We start from the raw sequence: 18,612 nt of genomic DNA, 5'->3' as shown, positions 1-18,612 counted from the left end.
TAAACCGCGCCCTGAAACCCTCACCTTTGCTCTGAAATTACTGCGATCTCAACTGTTCGATAGCCAAACAATAAAGGCCTAAAGGCTTTCTTACCATCTCAACCGTAATCTCTGTTCTATCCGGGTTACAGTTCAATGCAAGCGCATAACCGTGCAAATAGTCCACTAGCAAGTGAAGGGCGTCTTCGGTTTGTTCTGATGTAAGGTTCAGCGGACTCAACACCGCTTCAAAGCGTTTACCAAACATCTCAACAGGCCCAAGCGATTTCATCGTTAGTAGAGTTTCTAGCAACCCACGGTAGTCATTCAATACCGACAAGTAACTCACACTAAGCTGATAAAGGTTCTCTTGCCACACTTGGTTTTTCTCAGGCTGTGCCACTTCACCTACTAATGAAACAGTGATCGACTCCAATAGATCATTTTTGTTTTTGAAGTAATGGTATATCGCCATCGCATCGACGCCGAGCTCTGTGGCTAACCCTCTGATACTCGGCACTTTACCACCTTCCCGCATCATGCACTTTGCCGTATCTAAGATCTTTTCGGCACTTAGTTGGCTTGATCCACTCTTTGGTCGACCTCGCTTTTGATCCTTGACAGTCATAACACCACCTCTTAAACTTATATTTCTACACTGTAGAATATTTTAATTTAATACAGCGTAAATGCCAAGTTTCTGTTCAATTTCGGAGTTAACAATGTCAAATATTGTCTTTATCGGTGCGAGTCTTGATGGTTACATTGCAGACAAAAATGGTGGTCTAGATTGGCTACAAGCCATCCCAAATCCAGAGGGTGATGACATGGGGTACAACGCCCATATCGATCGTATTGATGCTTTGGTAATGGGCCGAAACACAATGGATATGGTGCTGAGCTTCGGTATTGATTGGCCTTACACAAAACCTGTTTATGTATTGAGTAACACGTTGACGGAAGTACCTAAAGAGGTTGAAGGAAAAGTGTTCTTGATAAAGGGTGAGCTCACTCAGATCATCGAAGAGCTGAACGGTAAAGGCTTTAACAACCTGTATATTGATGGCGGTGTGACCATTCAAAACTTCCTGAAAGAAGACCTGATTGATGAACTGATCATCTCGACGATTCCCGTTGTTCTTGGTGGCGGATCTCCGCTATTTGGTAACTTAGTCTCTCCTCTCGACTTTACGCTCAAAAACGTCACGACTTACCTTGATGAGATCGTCACTACTCACTACTTACGTAAGTGTTAAATCTGTTGTTCGCATAAAGGTTATGTACCGATCAACACTGAATGACTGCACACATTAACAAACAACAAAAGCCCGTTCAGAACACCTGAACGGGCTTTTTCATTGAACTTGATATTCTCTAAACTACTGACTCGCTCAGTGCAGGCTCAGATACTGTTGTTTGTTGTTTCTGCCATTTATCCACGACCAGTGCAGCAATCATGTCACCTTCTACGTTTACCGCCGTACGGAATGTATCTAACGGGCGTTCAATTATGAGCAGAATCGCGATCGCTTCCAGTGGTATACCAGCAGCCAATAACACCAGCTGCATGCCAGACATAGACCCAGATGGCATGCCCGGAGCTCCCACAGAAGAGACCATCGCCATAATGAAGATCATCACCAAGCCAGAAGTAGTGAGATCCACACCAAACAGTTGAGCCAAGAAGATCGCAGCAACCCCTTCGAAGAGTGCCGTACCATCCATGTTCATCACTGCACCAAGTGGCAACACCATGCTACTCGTACTTTGCGATACACCGAGCTTTTCTTCTGCACTCTTCATCGCCAAAGGCAATGTAGCGGAGCTTGATGACGTTGCGAACGCCATCGCCATCGGTGCCGAGATACCTTTGAATAGTGTGCTAAGACGAATCCCAGTCATCACCTTCGCAATAGTCGGCAAGACAATCGCTCCGTGGATCAGAGTCAGCACAAACACGAGCAAAGCAAACAGTGCCAATTGCTCAAACAGTGACTCACCACCACGAATGGTAAAATCGAGGACAATGGCGAAAACCGCTAGTGGAGCTAAACGAATTATCCAACCAACAATGGTATTGATGCTCTTGTTCAAGCCATGAAGCACCTCAAAAATCGGGTGTTTTTCTGGCAATGAAGAAAGCAGAGCAATACCCAACATGAATGAGAACACAACAATCGCGAGCAAGTTACCATTGGTTAATGCCGCTACCGGGTTCACTAATGCCATGCTAAACAGCTTGCTGGCAATAGCAGCTCCTCCTGCCGCATCTTCGCTGATAAGCTGAACATCGTCTCCAATCGCAGCAACGCTGGTTAAAGGTTCCCAAGCAGGCAACAATAGTGAAGCCCCCAAGCCCAAAGAGATGGCTATCAGCGTCGTGAAGCTATAGAAAAGTACGGTATTTCGGCCAATTTGCTTCAATCGAGTTATCGAACCAATGCTTGTTATACCTTGCAATAGCGAGAATAAAACTACCAAGCCAACGACCATTTTTAGCAAGCCGATATAAGTAGTTTTGCCAAGCATTAAGAACTGATACCACCCCGTTTGGGTAATGCCAGAGGTTGAAGCAATAAGTTGTGCAAAAAGCCATGCAAGCAAAGCAGCTAACATTAACTGAAGAGGTAAAGAGTGGCGAAGTTTAGTCAACATAAGGACAATTCCAGTAACCCTGTAGGACAATTCAGATACCTTTATTAAAGGGAACAACCTTTAATAAAAATATTCCTTGGTAAAGTGTGCCTAGGAAAAAATAAAGTCCGTTAGAGATTCAATCTAACGGACTTTATGAAAACCAGATGAGGTTTAAGATTTAAGGCTATTTATCCATGTGTAGAACAGTACGGATAGACTCGCCTTTGTGCATTAATTCGAATGCTTCGTTTACGTCTTCAAGACCCATTGTGTGAGTGATGAACTCTTGTAGTCCGAACTCACCTGCCATGTAACGGTTTACGATTTCTGGAAGCTCAGAGCGGCCTTTAACACCACCGAAAGCTGAACCACGCCATACACGACCTGTTACTAGTTGGAACGGACGAGTTGAGATCTCTTGGCCTACGCCAGCAACACCAATCACAACCGATTCACCCCAACCTTTGTGGCAGCACTCTAGTGCTTGACGCATCACGTTTACGTTACCGATACACTCGAATGAGTAATCAACACCACCGTCTGTCATCTCAACAATAACGTCTTGGATTGGCTTGTCGTAGTTCATTGGGTTGATGCAATCGGTCGCGCCAAGTTGTTTCGCTAGCTCGAATTTGCTCTCGTTGATATCAACACCGATGATTTTGCTTGCACCAGCCATACGAGCACCGATGATTGCAGATAGACCGATACCGCCTAGGCCGAATACAGCAACTGTGTCGCCTTTTTCAACTTTCGCTGTGTTAAGTACTGCGCCCATACCCGTTGTAACGCCACAACCTAGAAGACAAACTTCTTCAAGAGGTGCTTCTTTGTTTACTTTCGCTAATGATATTTCTGGAAGTACTGTGTATTCAGAGAAAGTAGAACACCCCATGTAGTGGAAGATTGGCTCACCGTTGATAGAGAAACGGCTTGTGCCATCAGGCATTAGGCCTTTACCTTGAGTTTCACGAACCGCTTGGCAAAGGTTAGTTTTACCAGACTTACAGAATTTACACTCGCCACACTCAGCGGTGTAAAGTGGGATAACGTGGTCGCCAACTTCAACGCTTGTTACGCCTTCGCCGATCATTTCAACGATACCGCCACCCTCGTGACCAAGGATAGAAGGGAAGATGCCTTCTGGATCGTCACCTGATAATGTGAATGCATCAGTGTGACAAACACCAGTAGCTACGATACGAACAAGCACTTCGCCAGCCTTTGGCAGTTCAACATCAACCGTTTCACGTTTTAGAGGCTCACCCGCTTTCCAAGCGACCATAGCTTTAGATTGGATATGAGTTTGACCAGGTTTAATTTCGATAGTCATGTGATATTTCCTATATTAGTCAGTCAACGTTGAGCTTGTTTGTTATCGCTCTCTCGTTTTGTTGGGGCTAGTATAGGTAGGGATAGCATTATTGATAATCCCCTATTTTTGGAAATGATTATTACACACTAGTAATAATAAGAGGTAGAGGTCAAATTCATCACCTACGCATGGAGCGTAACTCTAATACAGGTGATGATAGTCTTCAGTGGGCTTAAGCGTTATCGATCGCTTTCAGAACCTTACACGGGTTGCCTACTGCAACCACATTGGCTGGGATGTCTTTAATTACCACACTGCCCGCGCCAATCACGCTGTTTTCGCCAATGGTCACGCCAGGGCAGATGATCACACCACCACCTAACCAAACATTGTCACCAACGTTAATCGGTGTGCCAAATTCGACGCCTTCTTCTACACGGCCTTTCACATCGAGTGGATGACCTGCGGTAAGAATTTGAACGTTCGGACCAAGCAACACATTGTCACCAATAGTCACTTCAGCTACATCCAAAATCACGCAGTTAAAGTTAGCGTAGAAGTTCTTACCTAACTTAATATTCGAGCCGTAATCACAGCGAAATGGAGGTTCTAAATGTGCATTTTCACAGCCCGGAATCAGCTCTTGCGTTGCCGCTTCCCACTCAGGTGTGTCAGGAATACTATTGTTGAGTTTTTGAAGTACCTTACGACACTCGATACGAGCTGAATAAAGCTCTTTATCCCAAGCTTGATAAGGTTCGCCTGCTAGCATTTTTTGTTTTTCTGTTTTCACGTTACTTACCTGTTCTCACGTCACTTAGCTATTTTCATATTACTTATCTAGTTTCACATTACTTAACTAATGGTGGTCAATTCATCGACCAAAAACGCAATATCGCACATCTAAATAACAGTGAATAAGGAGTGTTTGAGCTTGGTTGAAGAGATGCGCAGCTCGTCACTTTTTGTAGGTGAAATATGAAATTCGAACGATGCTAATTTAGCTTCGCTATCGAATCACGTAACACCAAACTGCCAGTGGTATTGATGGTGGTCGCTTGCTCTGTTTCACCGACAATTTGCAGGATCGCTTTTTGCGTCATTTGCTCTAATGGAACGCTCACAGAGGTTAAGCTTGGTGTGAGGAACTCGCCCACTTTGCTATTATCAAAGCCGACGATAGAAATATCTTGAGGTAATGAATATCCCAGCTCAGTTAACGCCTTAATCGCACCAATCGCCATGTCATCGTTTTCAGAAAGAATTGCAGTAAAACTTGCTTTGCTTTCCACCAAAGCTTGCGCGGCACGGTAACCACTTTCCATCGTCCAATCGCCCTGAACGACTTTGGTTTCATCTAGTGCAACACCGTGCTTGGTTAGTACATCTTGATAGGCTTTAAAACGCTGTTCATCGGTCGATGAACTAGCTTTACCACGAATGACCGCAATATCTGTATGGCCCTGTTCAATAATGTGTTCAACCATCAAACAAGCACTTTGATAATGATCGGTGGTGATCGCGTGCTCAGGCTTCGAAGGCATTTCGCGGTTAAGCACCAGAATCGGAGTATCGGTGCTATCGATGATCTGCGCTATCTCGATTTCCGTTAAACATTGCGGATAGATGATGATGCCCGCGCATTTCATATCGAGTAGGAAGTTGATCGCTTTTCGCTCATCTTCAGCACTGTGTTTACCATCGGTGATCACCAATTGGTGATTCGACTTTTCACTGTATGAAGCCGCGTGGTATATCAAGGAAGAAAAGTAAGGGCCGTTGAACAACTCATTGGTGATAACAAAGCCGATGAAGTTGGTCTTCTTGGTCGCCAATTGCTGAGCTAACAAGTTTGGTCGATAGCCCGTTTCTTGAATCGCATCAAATACCTTTTTCACCACATCCGCGCGCACGATATTCTTGCCGTTTAAGACACGAGAAACCGTCGATTTAGATACGCCAGCGCGGTTCGCGACATCAAGCATTGTGACCATTCACTTACCCTTCTATAAAAAATTAGCCGACCTAAGCCAGCTAATTGTATCCGTGAAACGACAACGCACGCTGCCGCTCAATTGCAGGCATTCTAAATAGTGGCACCGTTAGATGCAATCACGCCTTTATACCACTCGAACGACTTCTTGCGTTTGCGTTCTAGTGAGCCAGATTGATCGTTGTGCTTATCTACGTAAATGAATCCGTAGCGTTTTTTCATCTCGCCCGTGGTGAACGACACTAAATCGATACAGCCCCAAGGGGTATAACCCATCAAATCAACACCATCAATCACAACGGCTTTTTTCATCTCTTTGATGTGGTCGCCAAGGTAAGCTATGCGGTAATCGTCATTAATGCTGCTATCTTCTTCAATGGTATCAACAGCGCCAAAACCGTTCTCAACGATAAACAATGGCACTTCATAACGTTCATACAGAGACGCTAAACAGAAACGCAAACCTGTTGGATCAATTGGCCAGCCCCAATCGCTCGACTTGATAAACGGGTTATCGACCGAGTTTTCATGACCGCCGTCCATCGCTTCTTCTGTCGATTGGTGAGAAGACGAATCCAATGTATTCGACATGTAGTAGCTAAAGCCTAAGTAATCGGCCTTACCTTCTTTTAGGATCTGCTCATCTTCTGGCTGCATTTCAATATTGAAGCCTTTAATAGCCCAATCACGCTTGGCGTAACTTGGGTAGTGACCACGAACCATGACATCAGAGAAGAAGTAACGATCACGCATCGCTTGCTGCGCCACCATGATGTCTTCTGGCTTTGAAGAACGAGGGTAGAAAGGCACCATCGCACACATTGCACCGATCTGAAGATCTGGGTTGATCTCATGACCTTTCTTAACTACCAATGCGCTTGCAACAAACTGGTGGTGAACCGCTTGGTACATCGCTTCTTGCGGTTTTTCGCACTGTGGGAACTTCACGCCAGAGCACAACCAACCGAAGATATCTGCCGAGGTATTCATTTGGTTGTTGATCTCGTTAAACGTCATCCAGTATTTCACTTTGTGCTGGTAACGCTCCATCACCGTGGTTGAGTACTTAACGAAGAAATCGATCACTTTACGATTCATCCAGCCACCGTATTCTTTCGCTAGATGGTAAGGCATTTCAAAGTGGCTCAGCGTAACTACTGGCTGAATATCGTATTTCAGGAGCTCATCAAACAGGGCATCATAAAATTTTAAGCCCGCTTCACATGGCTCGGCTTCATCACCATTCGGGAAAATACGCGTCCACGCGATACTAGTACGGAAACACTTAAAGCCCATCTCAGCAAATAACTTAATGTCTTCTTTGTAGCGATGGTAGAAATCAACCGCCACTTGGTTTGGGTAGTTTTCACCATCGATTACACCATCGGTGATTCGACGTTGTACTCCATGAGCACCTGCCGTTAACACATCGACCACACTCACACCTTTACCATTCGCATCCCAGCCGCCTTCTAGCTGATGCGCCGCAACCGCGCCACCCCATAAAAAATCGTTTGGAAATTCGTTGTTCATACCATCACTCGCTACAAGTTATTCGCTAGAAAATAGATAGGTTTAAGGTAACAAACTTAAAAGCTGCAACTCTGAAACCGATTTCAAGATGCAATAAAGATACACATTGAAACCGGTTTCAACAACTGTTTTTGATCTTTTTTTGATCACAAAGTGAATCTAAGGGAAGTGCTCATGATTTACAGCTAACGTTCAAAAACGCCAATACTAAATACAAAAAAACCAGCTCAACTAAGGTTGGGCTGGCTTTACATTGTTCAAGAAAAAGTAGAGCTGGCTAAGACAATGGCAATTGACGGATCATTTGCTGTACTTCATTACCATATTTTATGCGCTGTCTGGTCTCTTCGAGTGCGTACATTTGGGTCTTCTTAGCAGCAGGATTAGCACTTCTGCCTTCAGTTACCATATTATCCGCTGATGACTTTTCCTGATCCAAGCGCCCAGGTATCGTTTTGACCGTAGACCAGCCCAAACTGCCAATCGAGCGCGCCGTCATTATACCTTGATAGATGGTATAGCCACGTGCACCAACCTTGACTTGCCCAAGGAGGATCTTTGTGTAACCACCATGAATCGGAGGTGGCGTGTACGTCATCGTCTTGCCGCCCTGAGTCATTCTGGTCGCTATCACCCGTCCCTCAGAGCTTCCTATGCGCATGGCCGGGTTCGTTTTACTCGCCCATGCCACATTGTACTCACTCGAAGGCCTGATTTTATTCATTAAGCGAGAGCCAAGGCCTGGCTGTGTCACATCTTCCAAAGCACCACCAGCTCTTACCCAACGCAGATTCTGAACCGACTTATAGGCCGAATATCCGCCACTCACCACACCAATAATATCGAACGGAATCGTCGCTATATCGAGTTTACGGGAAATGTCCCCATCATCGATAACGCCAGATGCGATTTGCAATGCGCCACTGGTCATCCCAGCAATACCACCGATGATACCAGCCGCCAACATCAAGCTTGATCCACCAGTAGGTGCCGCCAATGCAATACCAACTATCCCAGCAAGTACACCAAAAGCACCAAACAAAATCTTGCTGATGTTCAGGTGCCCACTTGGGTCAGTGAAATTAATAGGATCATTGTGACAATACACATAAGCATTATGAACACCCTCATTAAAAGGCGCCAAACTGTCGGGGGCATTGAAACGCATCAGCTTAGGTTGGTAAACACGATAGCCTTGTCCTAAGTGATAACCTTGCAACACGGGGTCTAGCCACTCACCATTGAAGCCAATGTCTGAATGAGAGATTGTCATCGACTGCGCCATCGCCAAACGAACTGAAGTCGGTAGCAAGGATATGCCACCAGCCACTGCCGCTGTTTGACCAATTTTAATCAGAAACTGACGGCGATTAAGTGGGGTAATAAATACCGAGTCTTTATTCTTCATTTGCATTCCCCGCTTGCTCACGTTGTCCATATGGAGAGTAACGGTACGTTGAGCCCGTTTTTCCTGAAGTATTAGAGGCAACGACAGATCCATTTTGATCGGTCGCTAACAGGTTTGTATCCGAACCTGACTCTGACCATATTGGGACCCCTTCGTGATAGACATACTGAGTCAGTTTGCCATTTTCTTCTATTGCTGAGAGATCACCCCACAGATAACTAAAGTGACGAGATTCCGAAGAAGACTGCTGAGCCGAGAGTCGGTCGTTGCTGTCATAGTGGTATAACCATTCGGTATTGTCGGCAAACACACGCTGCAGGCGGTCAAAGTTGTCATACTCAAGCACTCGACCGTCCGCATCTTGAGTCATGTTGCCATTCAAGTCGTACTCGATTGATATTTGGCTATCAAGTTTTGGATGAGAGTGAGTAATACTGGTCAACCGACTAGGGTCATCCGACTCGTAAAAATAACGAGCGAAATTTTCAGATTCAGCCGTCAATGTACGCTGAGTCAACATGTTACCCAGCTCGTCATAGCTCCATTCAATTGAAGTCATTGGCTGTCCCCAATCACTCAAAGGTCCAGCCCCAAAGAATTCGACCTTAGTAAGCTGAGCAAGCTCGTCATAGGTATAGCTTTCTGTCAGGTTGCCTAATGTCGCACACTCTTTGGTACGAGATTCGAGCATACCTAGCGCGTTATATTCTTGTGATTGCTCAAAGATATAATGGTTGTTCAAGGCAACAGCACGATTCACTTCACGGCTGTACTCATCCCAATCAAGCTCGGTGATTTGAGTTTGATTACCAGACACCAAGGTTTCGACAATCACACGATCAAACTCGTCATACTCGTAATAAACCGTTGTCGAGTTTGAGCTCAGCTTCACCAAGCGTCCTAGTTCATCATAACCATACTGTCGAGTATCCGTGTCGCTATCAACGGCAGCGATAATCCCGCCATCCGAATAGCTGTAGTAACGAATCTGTCCATCATTTACCTCAACTTCAGGCAACCCCTTCGACGAATAGGTGATGGTACTTTGATTGCCTTCACTATCTTGACTCCCGGTTTGCAAGCCGGATATTGGGTCATGACTATAGTTAGCAACCTGCCCATCAGACGACTTGGCACTCAATACACCCAATTGACTATCGCGAGTAAACTTACGCACTGGCGCTGACAAGCTAGTTTCAGTTTCAGGAATATTACTGCTGTCTGAGTAGGACCAACTCAGCGCCGCTTGAGTACTCGCACCGCGTCGTAGTGATCGCTGACGCCCTAAGCCATCAATGTCACGTTGTCCCACCGTTGTCCCACCAATCTTCAGGTCTACAACCTGTGACTGATCGGTATGCTCAGCATAGTTGATGTCGTGATCGACACCGTTCGCTTGAGTCATGCGAATCACGCGATCAAAACGGTCGTAATGGTAGTGCTTAGATTGAGCAAGCGGGTTGGTTTCTTTGATCAGCCTTCCCCACGAGTCATACTCATAATTCCAGCTATGGATCCCTTGCTCTTTTTTATCTTCAAGGCCCCAAGTGTTTAGAGAGCTCACCGTCATGGTTAAGCCTTCAATACCCTGAGTTTTCTTACGCGATGCAAGGTTGTTAAATTCAACGCGACGTTTTCCGTTCGCAAGCAGTGTCGATTTAACCTGCCCCCAATCATCGTATTCATAGCTCTCAGTTAACACTACAGGCGCTGATCTGGAGTTTCGATCGGGCAGCACATCATAGGTACTCTTGCTTTGCAGCCTGCCAAACGCATCGTACATTTTGGTCCATACGACTGAACTTCCAACCTTGGCTTCTAATTCTCGCCCTTGACCATCCCAGCTCTGCTCACACAAGTTACCTTTGCAGTCAGTTAACAGCAGAGTTTGTCGGCTCAAGCCAGTATCAACAATGTATTGGTACGAACGGGAAGCACTTCCTTCAATTCGCTCTTCGGTGGTTCTTCGAAGCGTGTCATAAGCAAATGAACAGCTGACACCGTCAGAGTCAACATGTCGTGCTAACTCACCAATATCAAGGTAGTGACCAACAACAAGATTGGTTTTCGTATTATCATGACAAGTCAGTTCTTCGTGTTCCTCAAGAACATCATTATCCAATGCATACTGATAACGTGAAGTAGCAGAATAGACACCGTTAGGGTGAAGAATGTCATTTTGTACCGAAGCCAGTCGGCTAAATGAATAGGTATCACTAGTATCAGTTTGATAAGCGTAATGAGTTTGGTAACGTTGTGTATCTTCTTCTAGGCTCAGCACTACGTCTCGCTGACCATTTAACCCCTCTAGAGAAGCATACTGGTAAGCAATCACTCTTTGTTCAGAGCCATTGTCTAACGTGCGGGATTTAACGAAATTAACCATGCCCGTTGGTGATGCAGGACAGCCCGCTTCTCCATTTTTAGCGTAGTATTCATAGTGTTCTGTAATACTATTCTCGTCGACAAACCTGAGCATGTTGCCGTATTCGTCATAGTCCCAGAATCTATTTTGAGCTTGGCTATCCGCTCCAGAAAGCCAAACCTGCTCCTCTTTACTGATCAATGAGTACTGAGCGGGTTGAGCGGAGAACTCTTGATTATCAAGGGCGGGGTAATCCAACCTTTTCAAATGAACCAGGTTGCCATCGACGTGTCGAGCTTCTTCAACAAGCAAGTGGAATTGATTGTAGGTTTGAGCCGTGACAATAGAGCCATTTTCAATTTTTTGTACGCGATAGCTGTACTCTCTGCCGCGCTCCAGCAAATTATCAAGCCCTTCGCTCAATTCTCCACCGGGCGATCCGTACCCCATAAAATTACGACTATCGGTACCAATACTGTCATAGGTCGTCGTGATGACAGGAGAGTTGAGAGTCAGTACATCATGAGAAGTCACCGCAGGCAAATAGGTCATCGAATTAATTCGAATGCCATTAGCTTTGTATCGCAGACTTTCCGTTAAACCACAAGGATGAACCACTTTCTCAATTAGCGTGTATGTACCAATGTTTAGATAACCAAAGCTATAGCTACCAGCGCGCTCAGGTAAGTCACACTTAACCAGCTTACTGTTATTTAGCGTAAGACCAAAAAAGGCCTCGTGGGTACTGCCAAGATTGGTAAAAATATTGACGCGACCTGTGCTCACATATTCAATCCACAGCAGCGCTGTTTGCTTGTTTGTTCTATCGTCCCAAATTTTGTCCAAGCGTTTCTTGCCGCCAACATTGAGCCAAGAGAAATAGAGGGCATGCCCATTGCTTTGGAGTACCTTAATGATGTCACCATCTTTATCTAAAATATCAGTACGGCCATTTTTATAAGTAATTTCGTAACCATTCGCGCTAGACGATACCGAAAAATCGAGCAACTTTTTGTAACGAATACTCATTTCTAGATTGGCATTTAATTCAGCGCGATAAGATTGCCCGTTGGCTAGATAGAGTTGTTTATTTTCAATATCGTATCTCGGAAGATTTAACTTCCAGCCTTTACCAAAACCAAGGTTATCTGCTGAGTATGGTGAGAATTGAATGGAGATATCGAGGTTTGGTCCCTTGAGCCAGTTACCAATAAGAGAGCCAAGTAAGATTTGGTATGAGTAGCTTCTGGTCCTTTGGTCTACACCGCCCGAACAAAAACTATCAAAGTTAAAAGCATTTGAAGTCCAATTAGACATAAATTTCCCCTAAAGTGGATGAGTTAGCTCAAATGCTTGAGCTAACTCTGTTTTGTTCGAGTGTTATTGGCTAACTAGGGTCCAACGGGTGTAATCCCACTTCTGACCACCACCAGTAAATTCACTTTGAGGATAAATAAGCTTCAATGGTCCCTTGTTACCGTATTGGTCGAATACAGTAAATCGGTACTCTTTTTGCGAATCGTTGTTTGACGTTCCGTTGTTCGAATATAACAGCTTGCTAAGAGTCACTGATCTTAGCTGTTGGTTAACACGCCACACAGCAGTTCGGCCTTCACCAGCAGCACTATTCCAAACATACTCGTCAGAGACATTGCGCTCTGAACCTGGAACAAATATATAGCCTTTCACAGAGCGATTATCGTCTGGGCAATCTGAGTAGCAGCCCAACCATTCATCGTTTAGGAACACTTTATCGCTATCCGACTCGTCAAAGTTATCCATAGCAACCTGAACCAGTTGAACGGACGTATCTTTCGGCGTCACATAAAAGTTACGCATCTCTGCTTTATCAAAATAGAACCCGTCGGCGTTGGCTTCTTCCCACACCAACTCACCTTCTCCAAGCTCAGAAAAATCAGCAGCGCTGTAAGACTTAGGCTGCACGCTTTGGTAGAACGCACTGCTTTCATTCGGGAAGGCACAGCTATCGTAGTAATTGTTGTCATACTGGCTTCCGGCATCGAACTTAACCTTCATACACACTTCACGATATTGAGCGACTTCGTTGCTATACACCCAAGCGGTTAATTTAGTATCACTTGCTGAAACACGAGACGTAGGAAGGGTTTTCGAGTAACCGTAACTGCTGCCCATTTGGTGAGAGTAGTCATTTGGATTCAACGTGTATCCCCAACAACCGCTTCCGTAACTGCAGTCTTTATCTTTACCTAACTCCTGCCCACTATTCTTTAGGTAAAAAGATATCGCTCCCTCTAAGTCACTCTTAGATACGGTCACTGGTCTGCCGTAGCTATCCGCAAAAGAAACAGAAACACTGAGTTTGGACTGCATTCTCCCGTTAGCATAAAAAGGCATCGGCACACCGTTGCTTTCGTTATGATCAGCCGTTAGGTCATCATCTACCACATGATAGTCGCCATTAATTGCAGCAACACTTACATTAGAAAAAACACACGCTGACATTGCTATTAACAATGACTTATTTATCGACAACTTCATAGTGTTGACCTTACATATTATTTATTAAGAAAATTAAAGAACAGACAACGTTATCACTGTATATGACGATTTTTTGATAATTAAACTCATCCTAAGGTCTTCACCTTATTTTTGAATTTATATTATCAACTATTACAAGTGGCATTATCCATTCTGATAACTATTGCTTACACGCTATTTAATTATTAAACAGCCAACACAAACTTAATTAATAACTTAATCAATGTAAAATCAGCCAGCATTCATGACACCTACCACATAACAGAAAAAAATGAACAACAATACCAAACATAAACAAACACTTAAATTGACAAATGCAACATCAAATCAAGATTATTCATTTATCAACCACGCTAATAATATAAATTTAATTATTTTTTTGTAAAAATAGCATATTTATTTGTCGTGACTCGCATCGTTACACTACCTTACTGTCAATACTATCACTGATTTTACATTGTTTTTATATTAACAAGAACTATTCGAGACAATTACCCTTATCAATAAAGTGGTAATATTCATGATTCAGCTTATTCCCTCAGAATTTACCCAGCTCGTTAATTACGTCAAAATATGAAAGTTGCCGTGGAATTACGAACATGTTCATTTATTAACCGAGATTTTTATGTTTTCATCTGATTTCTATTAATATAAATAATGACAAGTTAATGAGTTCTATTAATGATTCCTCTCAATATTTTGAAAAGCTTGTTTGACCCGTCTACCAGTGTAGGCTTTAGACTTCATACTCAATTTACATCGAGGTATGTCATGTCTATAAATCGTTCCTTTGCAGTGCCTCAACCACTGCTGTCATTTTTTAATTCGCTATCCGACCCAGCCAAAGGAATTGCACTCGCGCTTATCTCGAACGCGCTGTTTATTTTAGTGGGTGTGATCGTGCGAGAGTTAAGCCAAACCATCGACATCTTCCAAATTCTACTGTTTCGTCAGCTTGTTTTTGTGACTCTGTTAATGCCTTCTATGGTCAGTAACATGGATGCGATGCTCAATCCTAAGATGGTGTCGATGCATGTGTGGCGCGTCACCGGGGCGTTCATCGCCCTCTACTTTAGCTTCTTAACCGTGAGTAACATTCCCTTTGCCGACGCGACCGCGTTAGGGTTTATGAAGGTGTTGTTTGTGGCAGTCATTTCCCGCCTGTTCCTGCAAGAAAACGTAGGCTGGGCACGAATGGCAACCATATTGGTAGGGTTTACTGGGGTGATGTTGGTCGTGCAACCGACGTTAGAAAGTGAGTCTTTGTTCTATATCGGGACGGGGTTGGTTGCTGCGTTAGGTGCGGCGATAGCGGTTATCTGTGTGAGAAGAATGGCTAATATAGAATCCAAGGTCGTGGTGTTGGCTTATCAAGCGATATTCGTTGGCGCAGTCGCTCTAGTTCCGGCAATTATTGAGTGGAAATGGCCAACAGGTTCTGAATTCCTGCTGTTGATATTGGTTGGTGTGATCTCGTCTATTGGTCAATGGTTTGGTGTGACGGCCTACAAATGGGGAGAAGCGAACGTGGTTTCAAATGTTGAGTACTCACAAATGATCTACTCAATGATTCTTGGTTACTTGTTGTTTGCTGAACTGCCGAACTCTGTCGCCTTAGTTGGCGCAGCTGTTATCGTATTGAGTGCCATCATGCCTTTTGTAATCAAGGCTAAAAAGAGCAAATAACTCGAAGCTAATCACTGCTACAACCATACCATCAAGCCCCTATTGTATTAAATTGGGGCTTCTCTTTTATCTCAAATCAATGCTGCTCAAAATATTGGTCATGTTGAGATTTTCCAGATTGGTCTTGAGTGCCAGGATAGAACTGTACAAGCGTTTGATCAGCTAAAGTGAGGTGAATCCAACCCTCTTTGACTTTCAGCCAATTAGTGCCGCTTGTCTCATAGACAATAGGAAAGCTGCCCCAACCTGATTCTGATACCTGCAACTCTTGAAAACGGTCAATTGGAGTGAGTTTCTTGCTGTTGAAATCAGCATTAGAGTAAACCAGCAGAGGCTCGATAGCATCGGTTGGCTTAAACGTATAACAACTGATAGAGGCTGAAGTGCGATCAAACCATTGGTAAGGCTGCGCGCCGGTTAAATCATAAACGGTGCAGTCATTGAACTTAATGGCCCACTCTTGGTGAGCTTTAAAGCCGAGATAGCCTATTGGCTGTAATGGTTCAGGCTGAAAGTCAGTCTCTGGCTCATAGACCGGTTCTGAGGTAGTACATCCCATAAGCCCAAGACTAAAAAGGAAAGTCACAGTACGCTTCATCATTGTAATACCTCAGTTCCGTTAATAGATAAGTAACCCAATTAAGTCTCTATATTAAACGGTAAGTTCTAAGCGATTACCATCAGGATCGAGCACACAACTCTCATAATAGCCATCACCTGTTCTTCTTGGGCCGTCTAAGCGCTCATAACCGTTTTCAACCAAACGCTGAGTCAGTTCATCAACCGCTTGTTCCGAGCCTAATGAAATCGCCATATGAATGAAGCCTGTGAACTGGTCATAAATGTCATCTTTCGATTCAGGCACAGAATCCATTTCCATGATCTCTAAACGACTTCCAGTTTCGAAAGACAGGAAGTATGAAGAGAAACCTTTGGTTGGGTTGTGATATTTTGAGTTTGATGTTGCGCCGAAATAGTCTTCATAAAATCGTTTCAACACTTCGAGTTGTTTGGTCCAAATCGCGATATGTTCGATCTTCATTTTTATCACTTAATGTTTACGTATGACACTAGATTACTCGCCAAATAAGGAAGGATAAACAGAACAGAATTCATCAAAGATGTTCCTATTTAAGGATCGGCTGAATTATCAAAATAACAACAATTAGCTGCACAGTATTAACATCTAAGTTTGTGTAATACATAGCTTTGATCCATAGTCGGGTTTTTACACAATCCGAGATTTACACTGTGAGCTTTTTAAAACTGATCATGCTAGCTGCAATATGGGGAGGCTCGTTCCTTTTCATGAGAATTGCCGCGAATCCATTGGGCCCAGCGGTGTTGATTGAAGCTCGAGTGCTGTGCGCTGCCGTCACTCTACTCTTGGTTTCTTTTTACCTGAAAAGGAAGCTTTCTTTTAATGCCCATGCGAAGCACTTTTTCATTCTTGGCTTGTTCAATACAGCGCTTCCTTTTTTGTTTTTCGCTTATGCCGCACAGACACTGAACGCCTCGACACTTGCTATCTTGAACTCAACCGCGCCAATATGGGCGGCAATCATTGGTGCGATATGGACAAAAACAACACTCGAGGCGAGAGTTCTACTAGGGCTTGGGATTGGAGTAACAGGAGTTGGCGTGTTAGTCGGCTGGGATGCGATGAATATTGGCCAAGAAGCTATACTTCCTATTTTTGCTGCGGTGATGGCGGCCTTTAGTTACGGAATAGCGTCAAACTATACCAAACAAGCACCTAAAGTTGAGGCATTCAATAATGCTCATGGCAGCATGTGGGCGGCTGTATTAATCGTATTACCATTTGTGTTCTTCATTCCGATGAGAGAAGCACCCAATCTCACCATTACCATGTCGGTCATCTTATTGGGTGCAGTATGTACCGGGTTAGCGTACCTACTTTATTTCAACCTCATCAATGAACTTGGTGCGCCTTCGGCTCTATCTGTCACCTTCTTGATTCCTGTTTTTGGCATCTTATGGGGCAACCTTTTCTTAGATGAAGCGATTGGTATCAACACAGTGGTTGGTTCAATTCTTGTTATCACTGGTACTATGTTAGTAACCGGAATGACGCCGTCTAAGATGATAGAGGGCGCCAAACAGAAACGAGCAGCAAGAGCGGCTCGTTAGTCGGCCATGTATTGTTGAATCCTGTTTCTCAACCACTGATGAGCAGGATTCAAATCGGTTCTCTTATGCCAAATCATATACTGCTTCATGGGCAAGACCTCGAAAGGCTGGTCGAGCACTTGCAGTTGGAATCGCTCCGCAAACTGATTAGCAAAATCACGAGACGTGCTACCAACACAGTCTGAACCAGAGACCAACACACACATCGTCATCAATGAATCACATTCGGAACTGACTTTTCGTTGCTGTATCGGGCTTTTTGTAAAGTAATCTGCGGTATAGAGGCGAGAGCGACGCATTCTGAAGGTGATGTGTTTCTCATGATAGTACTGCTCTTCCGTTACCGAACCATCAATCCTTGGGTGCCCTTTCTTGGCGATCAATACGAGCTCATCTTCGATCACTTGCTGGTTCATATAACCATTCACTTGTGGGTAGTGAATATCGATCGCCAAGTCGGCTTGTTGCATGCTCAAACTCTGCAGAAGATCTTCCTCATTGCTTGGCACCATATTGAATTCGATTGAGATATTTCCCAGCGTTTCATCTTGCTCGACAAGGGGCTGAAGCTTGGTTAAACCGATCTCATTCACTAGAAGTCTGAATACATGATGCTGCTGGTTATCGAATTGCTTTAAAGTACTGACTGCGCTGGTTATCCCCTCGAGTGCGGGTTCTACTCGGCTTGCCAGTTGCACCGCAGCGTTAGTCGGAATGATCCCTCGACCTTCACGAATAAACAGGTCAGTATCAAGCTGAGATTGGAGTCGCTTCAATGCACCACTCACTCCTGGCTGAGTCATACCCAGTGATTCCGATGCTAAGGTAATCGACTTTAATCGGTATACTTCCAAAAACACGCTCAGCAAATTCAGGTCTAACTTTTCAACATCACTCACAATCACTCTCCATGTCAGGTGTGGTCGCATCGAGCTTTCGGCTTCAATATGTCACTATTAAGCATACAACACATAACAGTTCGTGATGTGTTAAATAAAGCTTACTTTATTTTTTGCTATATGTCT

At 44.2% G+C, this 18,612-nt stretch carries 15 protein-coding genes; 3 read left to right on the top strand and 12 right to left on the bottom strand.

What is annotated here, in order from left to right; translation table 11 throughout:
- Positions 1-37: 37 nt before the first annotated feature.
- On the bottom strand, positions 38-607 hold the full coding sequence (locus BCV39_RS17920) for a TetR/AcrR family transcriptional regulator (RefSeq protein ID WP_102431538.1): 570 nt from the start codon (positions 605-607) through the stop codon (positions 38-40).
- Positions 608-668: 61 nt separating this feature from the next.
- Here BCV39_RS17920 and BCV39_RS17915 point away from each other — a divergent pair, with 61 nt between their 5' ends.
- Positions 669-1,235: a dihydrofolate reductase family protein gene (locus tag BCV39_RS17915; protein WP_102431537.1), complete on the top strand. Its 567-nt coding sequence runs from the start codon at positions 669-671 to the stop codon at positions 1,233-1,235.
- Between the two features lie 118 nt (positions 1,236-1,353).
- Here BCV39_RS17915 and BCV39_RS17910 read toward each other — a convergent pair whose 3' ends face one another.
- The 8 genes from BCV39_RS17910 to BCV39_RS17875 form a co-directional block, all read right to left on the bottom strand.
- A complete protein-coding gene (locus BCV39_RS17910; RefSeq protein WP_102431536.1) occupies positions 1,354-2,634 on the bottom strand; it encodes a dicarboxylate/amino acid:cation symporter in 1,281 nt (426 codons plus the stop codon).
- Between the two features lie 166 nt (positions 2,635-2,800).
- Entirely contained in the window at positions 2,801-3,949 is a 1,149-nt protein-coding gene (locus BCV39_RS17905; protein WP_102431535.1) for an S-(hydroxymethyl)glutathione dehydrogenase/class III alcohol dehydrogenase, read from the bottom strand.
- A gap of 214 nt (positions 3,950-4,163) precedes the next feature.
- On the bottom strand, positions 4,164-4,724 hold the full coding sequence (locus BCV39_RS17900; protein ID WP_102431534.1) for a sugar O-acetyltransferase: 561 nt from the start codon (positions 4,722-4,724) through the stop codon (positions 4,164-4,166).
- Between the two features lie 202 nt (positions 4,725-4,926).
- The gene (locus BCV39_RS17895) at positions 4,927-5,925 is read right to left on the bottom strand and encodes a LacI family DNA-binding transcriptional regulator (protein ID WP_102431533.1); all 999 of its coding nucleotides are present in this window, start codon (positions 5,923-5,925) and stop codon (positions 4,927-4,929) included.
- 92 nt (positions 5,926-6,017) lie between these two features.
- Positions 6,018-7,457, bottom strand: coding sequence for a 6-phospho-beta-glucosidase (locus BCV39_RS17890; protein ID WP_102431532.1), 1,440 nt, complete (start codon positions 7,455-7,457; stop codon positions 6,018-6,020).
- A gap of 277 nt (positions 7,458-7,734) precedes the next feature.
- A complete protein-coding gene (locus BCV39_RS17885; RefSeq protein WP_102431531.1) occupies positions 7,735-8,865 on the bottom strand; it encodes an RHS repeat-associated core domain-containing protein in 1,131 nt (376 codons plus the stop codon).
- A complete protein-coding gene (locus BCV39_RS17880) occupies positions 8,855-12,547 on the bottom strand; it encodes an RHS repeat protein (RefSeq protein ID WP_102431530.1) in 3,693 nt (1,230 codons plus the stop codon). Before BCV39_RS17880 ends, BCV39_RS17885 begins: the two co-directional genes overlap by 11 nt.
- A 63-nt stretch (positions 12,548-12,610) precedes the next feature.
- Positions 12,611-13,738 carry a hypothetical protein gene (locus BCV39_RS17875; protein ID WP_102431558.1) on the bottom strand — a complete coding sequence of 376 codons (1,128 nt, stop codon included), beginning with the start codon at positions 13,736-13,738 and terminating at the stop codon, positions 12,611-12,613.
- 783 nt (positions 13,739-14,521) lie between these two features.
- On the opposite strand from BCV39_RS17875, the gene BCV39_RS17870 reads away from it, so the two are divergent.
- Positions 14,522-15,436: a DMT family transporter gene (locus BCV39_RS17870; protein ID WP_102432579.1), complete on the top strand. Its 915-nt coding sequence runs from the start codon at positions 14,522-14,524 to the stop codon at positions 15,434-15,436.
- Positions 15,437-15,512: 76 nt separating this feature from the next.
- On the opposite strand, the gene BCV39_RS17865 is transcribed toward BCV39_RS17870, so the two are convergent.
- Positions 15,513-16,037 carry a hypothetical protein gene (locus BCV39_RS17865; protein WP_102432578.1) on the bottom strand — a complete coding sequence of 175 codons (525 nt, stop codon included), beginning with the start codon at positions 16,035-16,037 and terminating at the stop codon, positions 15,513-15,515.
- A gap of 51 nt (positions 16,038-16,088) precedes the next feature.
- Positions 16,089-16,478 carry a VOC family protein gene (locus tag BCV39_RS17860; protein WP_048660915.1) on the bottom strand — a complete coding sequence of 130 codons (390 nt, stop codon included), beginning with the start codon at positions 16,476-16,478 and terminating at the stop codon, positions 16,089-16,091.
- Between the two features lie 230 nt (positions 16,479-16,708).
- Here BCV39_RS17860 and BCV39_RS17855 point away from each other — a divergent pair, with 230 nt between their 5' ends.
- Entirely contained in the window at positions 16,709-17,587 is an 879-nt protein-coding gene (locus BCV39_RS17855) for a DMT family transporter (RefSeq protein WP_102432580.1), read from the top strand.
- On the opposite strand, the gene BCV39_RS17850 is transcribed toward BCV39_RS17855, so the two are convergent.
- Positions 17,584-18,486 (bottom strand): LysR family transcriptional regulator, encoded by a 903-nt coding sequence (locus tag BCV39_RS17850; RefSeq protein WP_048660913.1) that lies wholly within the window; start codon positions 18,484-18,486, stop codon positions 17,584-17,586. The genes BCV39_RS17855 and BCV39_RS17850 overlap by 4 nt on opposite strands.
- Positions 18,487-18,612 lie beyond the last annotated feature (126 nt).

This window comes from Vibrio sp. 10N.286.55.E10, from assembly GCF_002872555.1.
Classification (GTDB): Bacteria; Pseudomonadota; Gammaproteobacteria; order Enterobacterales; family Vibrionaceae; genus Vibrio; species Vibrio crassostreae.
The sequence above is the reverse complement of the archived record's forward strand: the minus strand, read 5'-3'. Positions and strand labels throughout refer to the sequence as shown.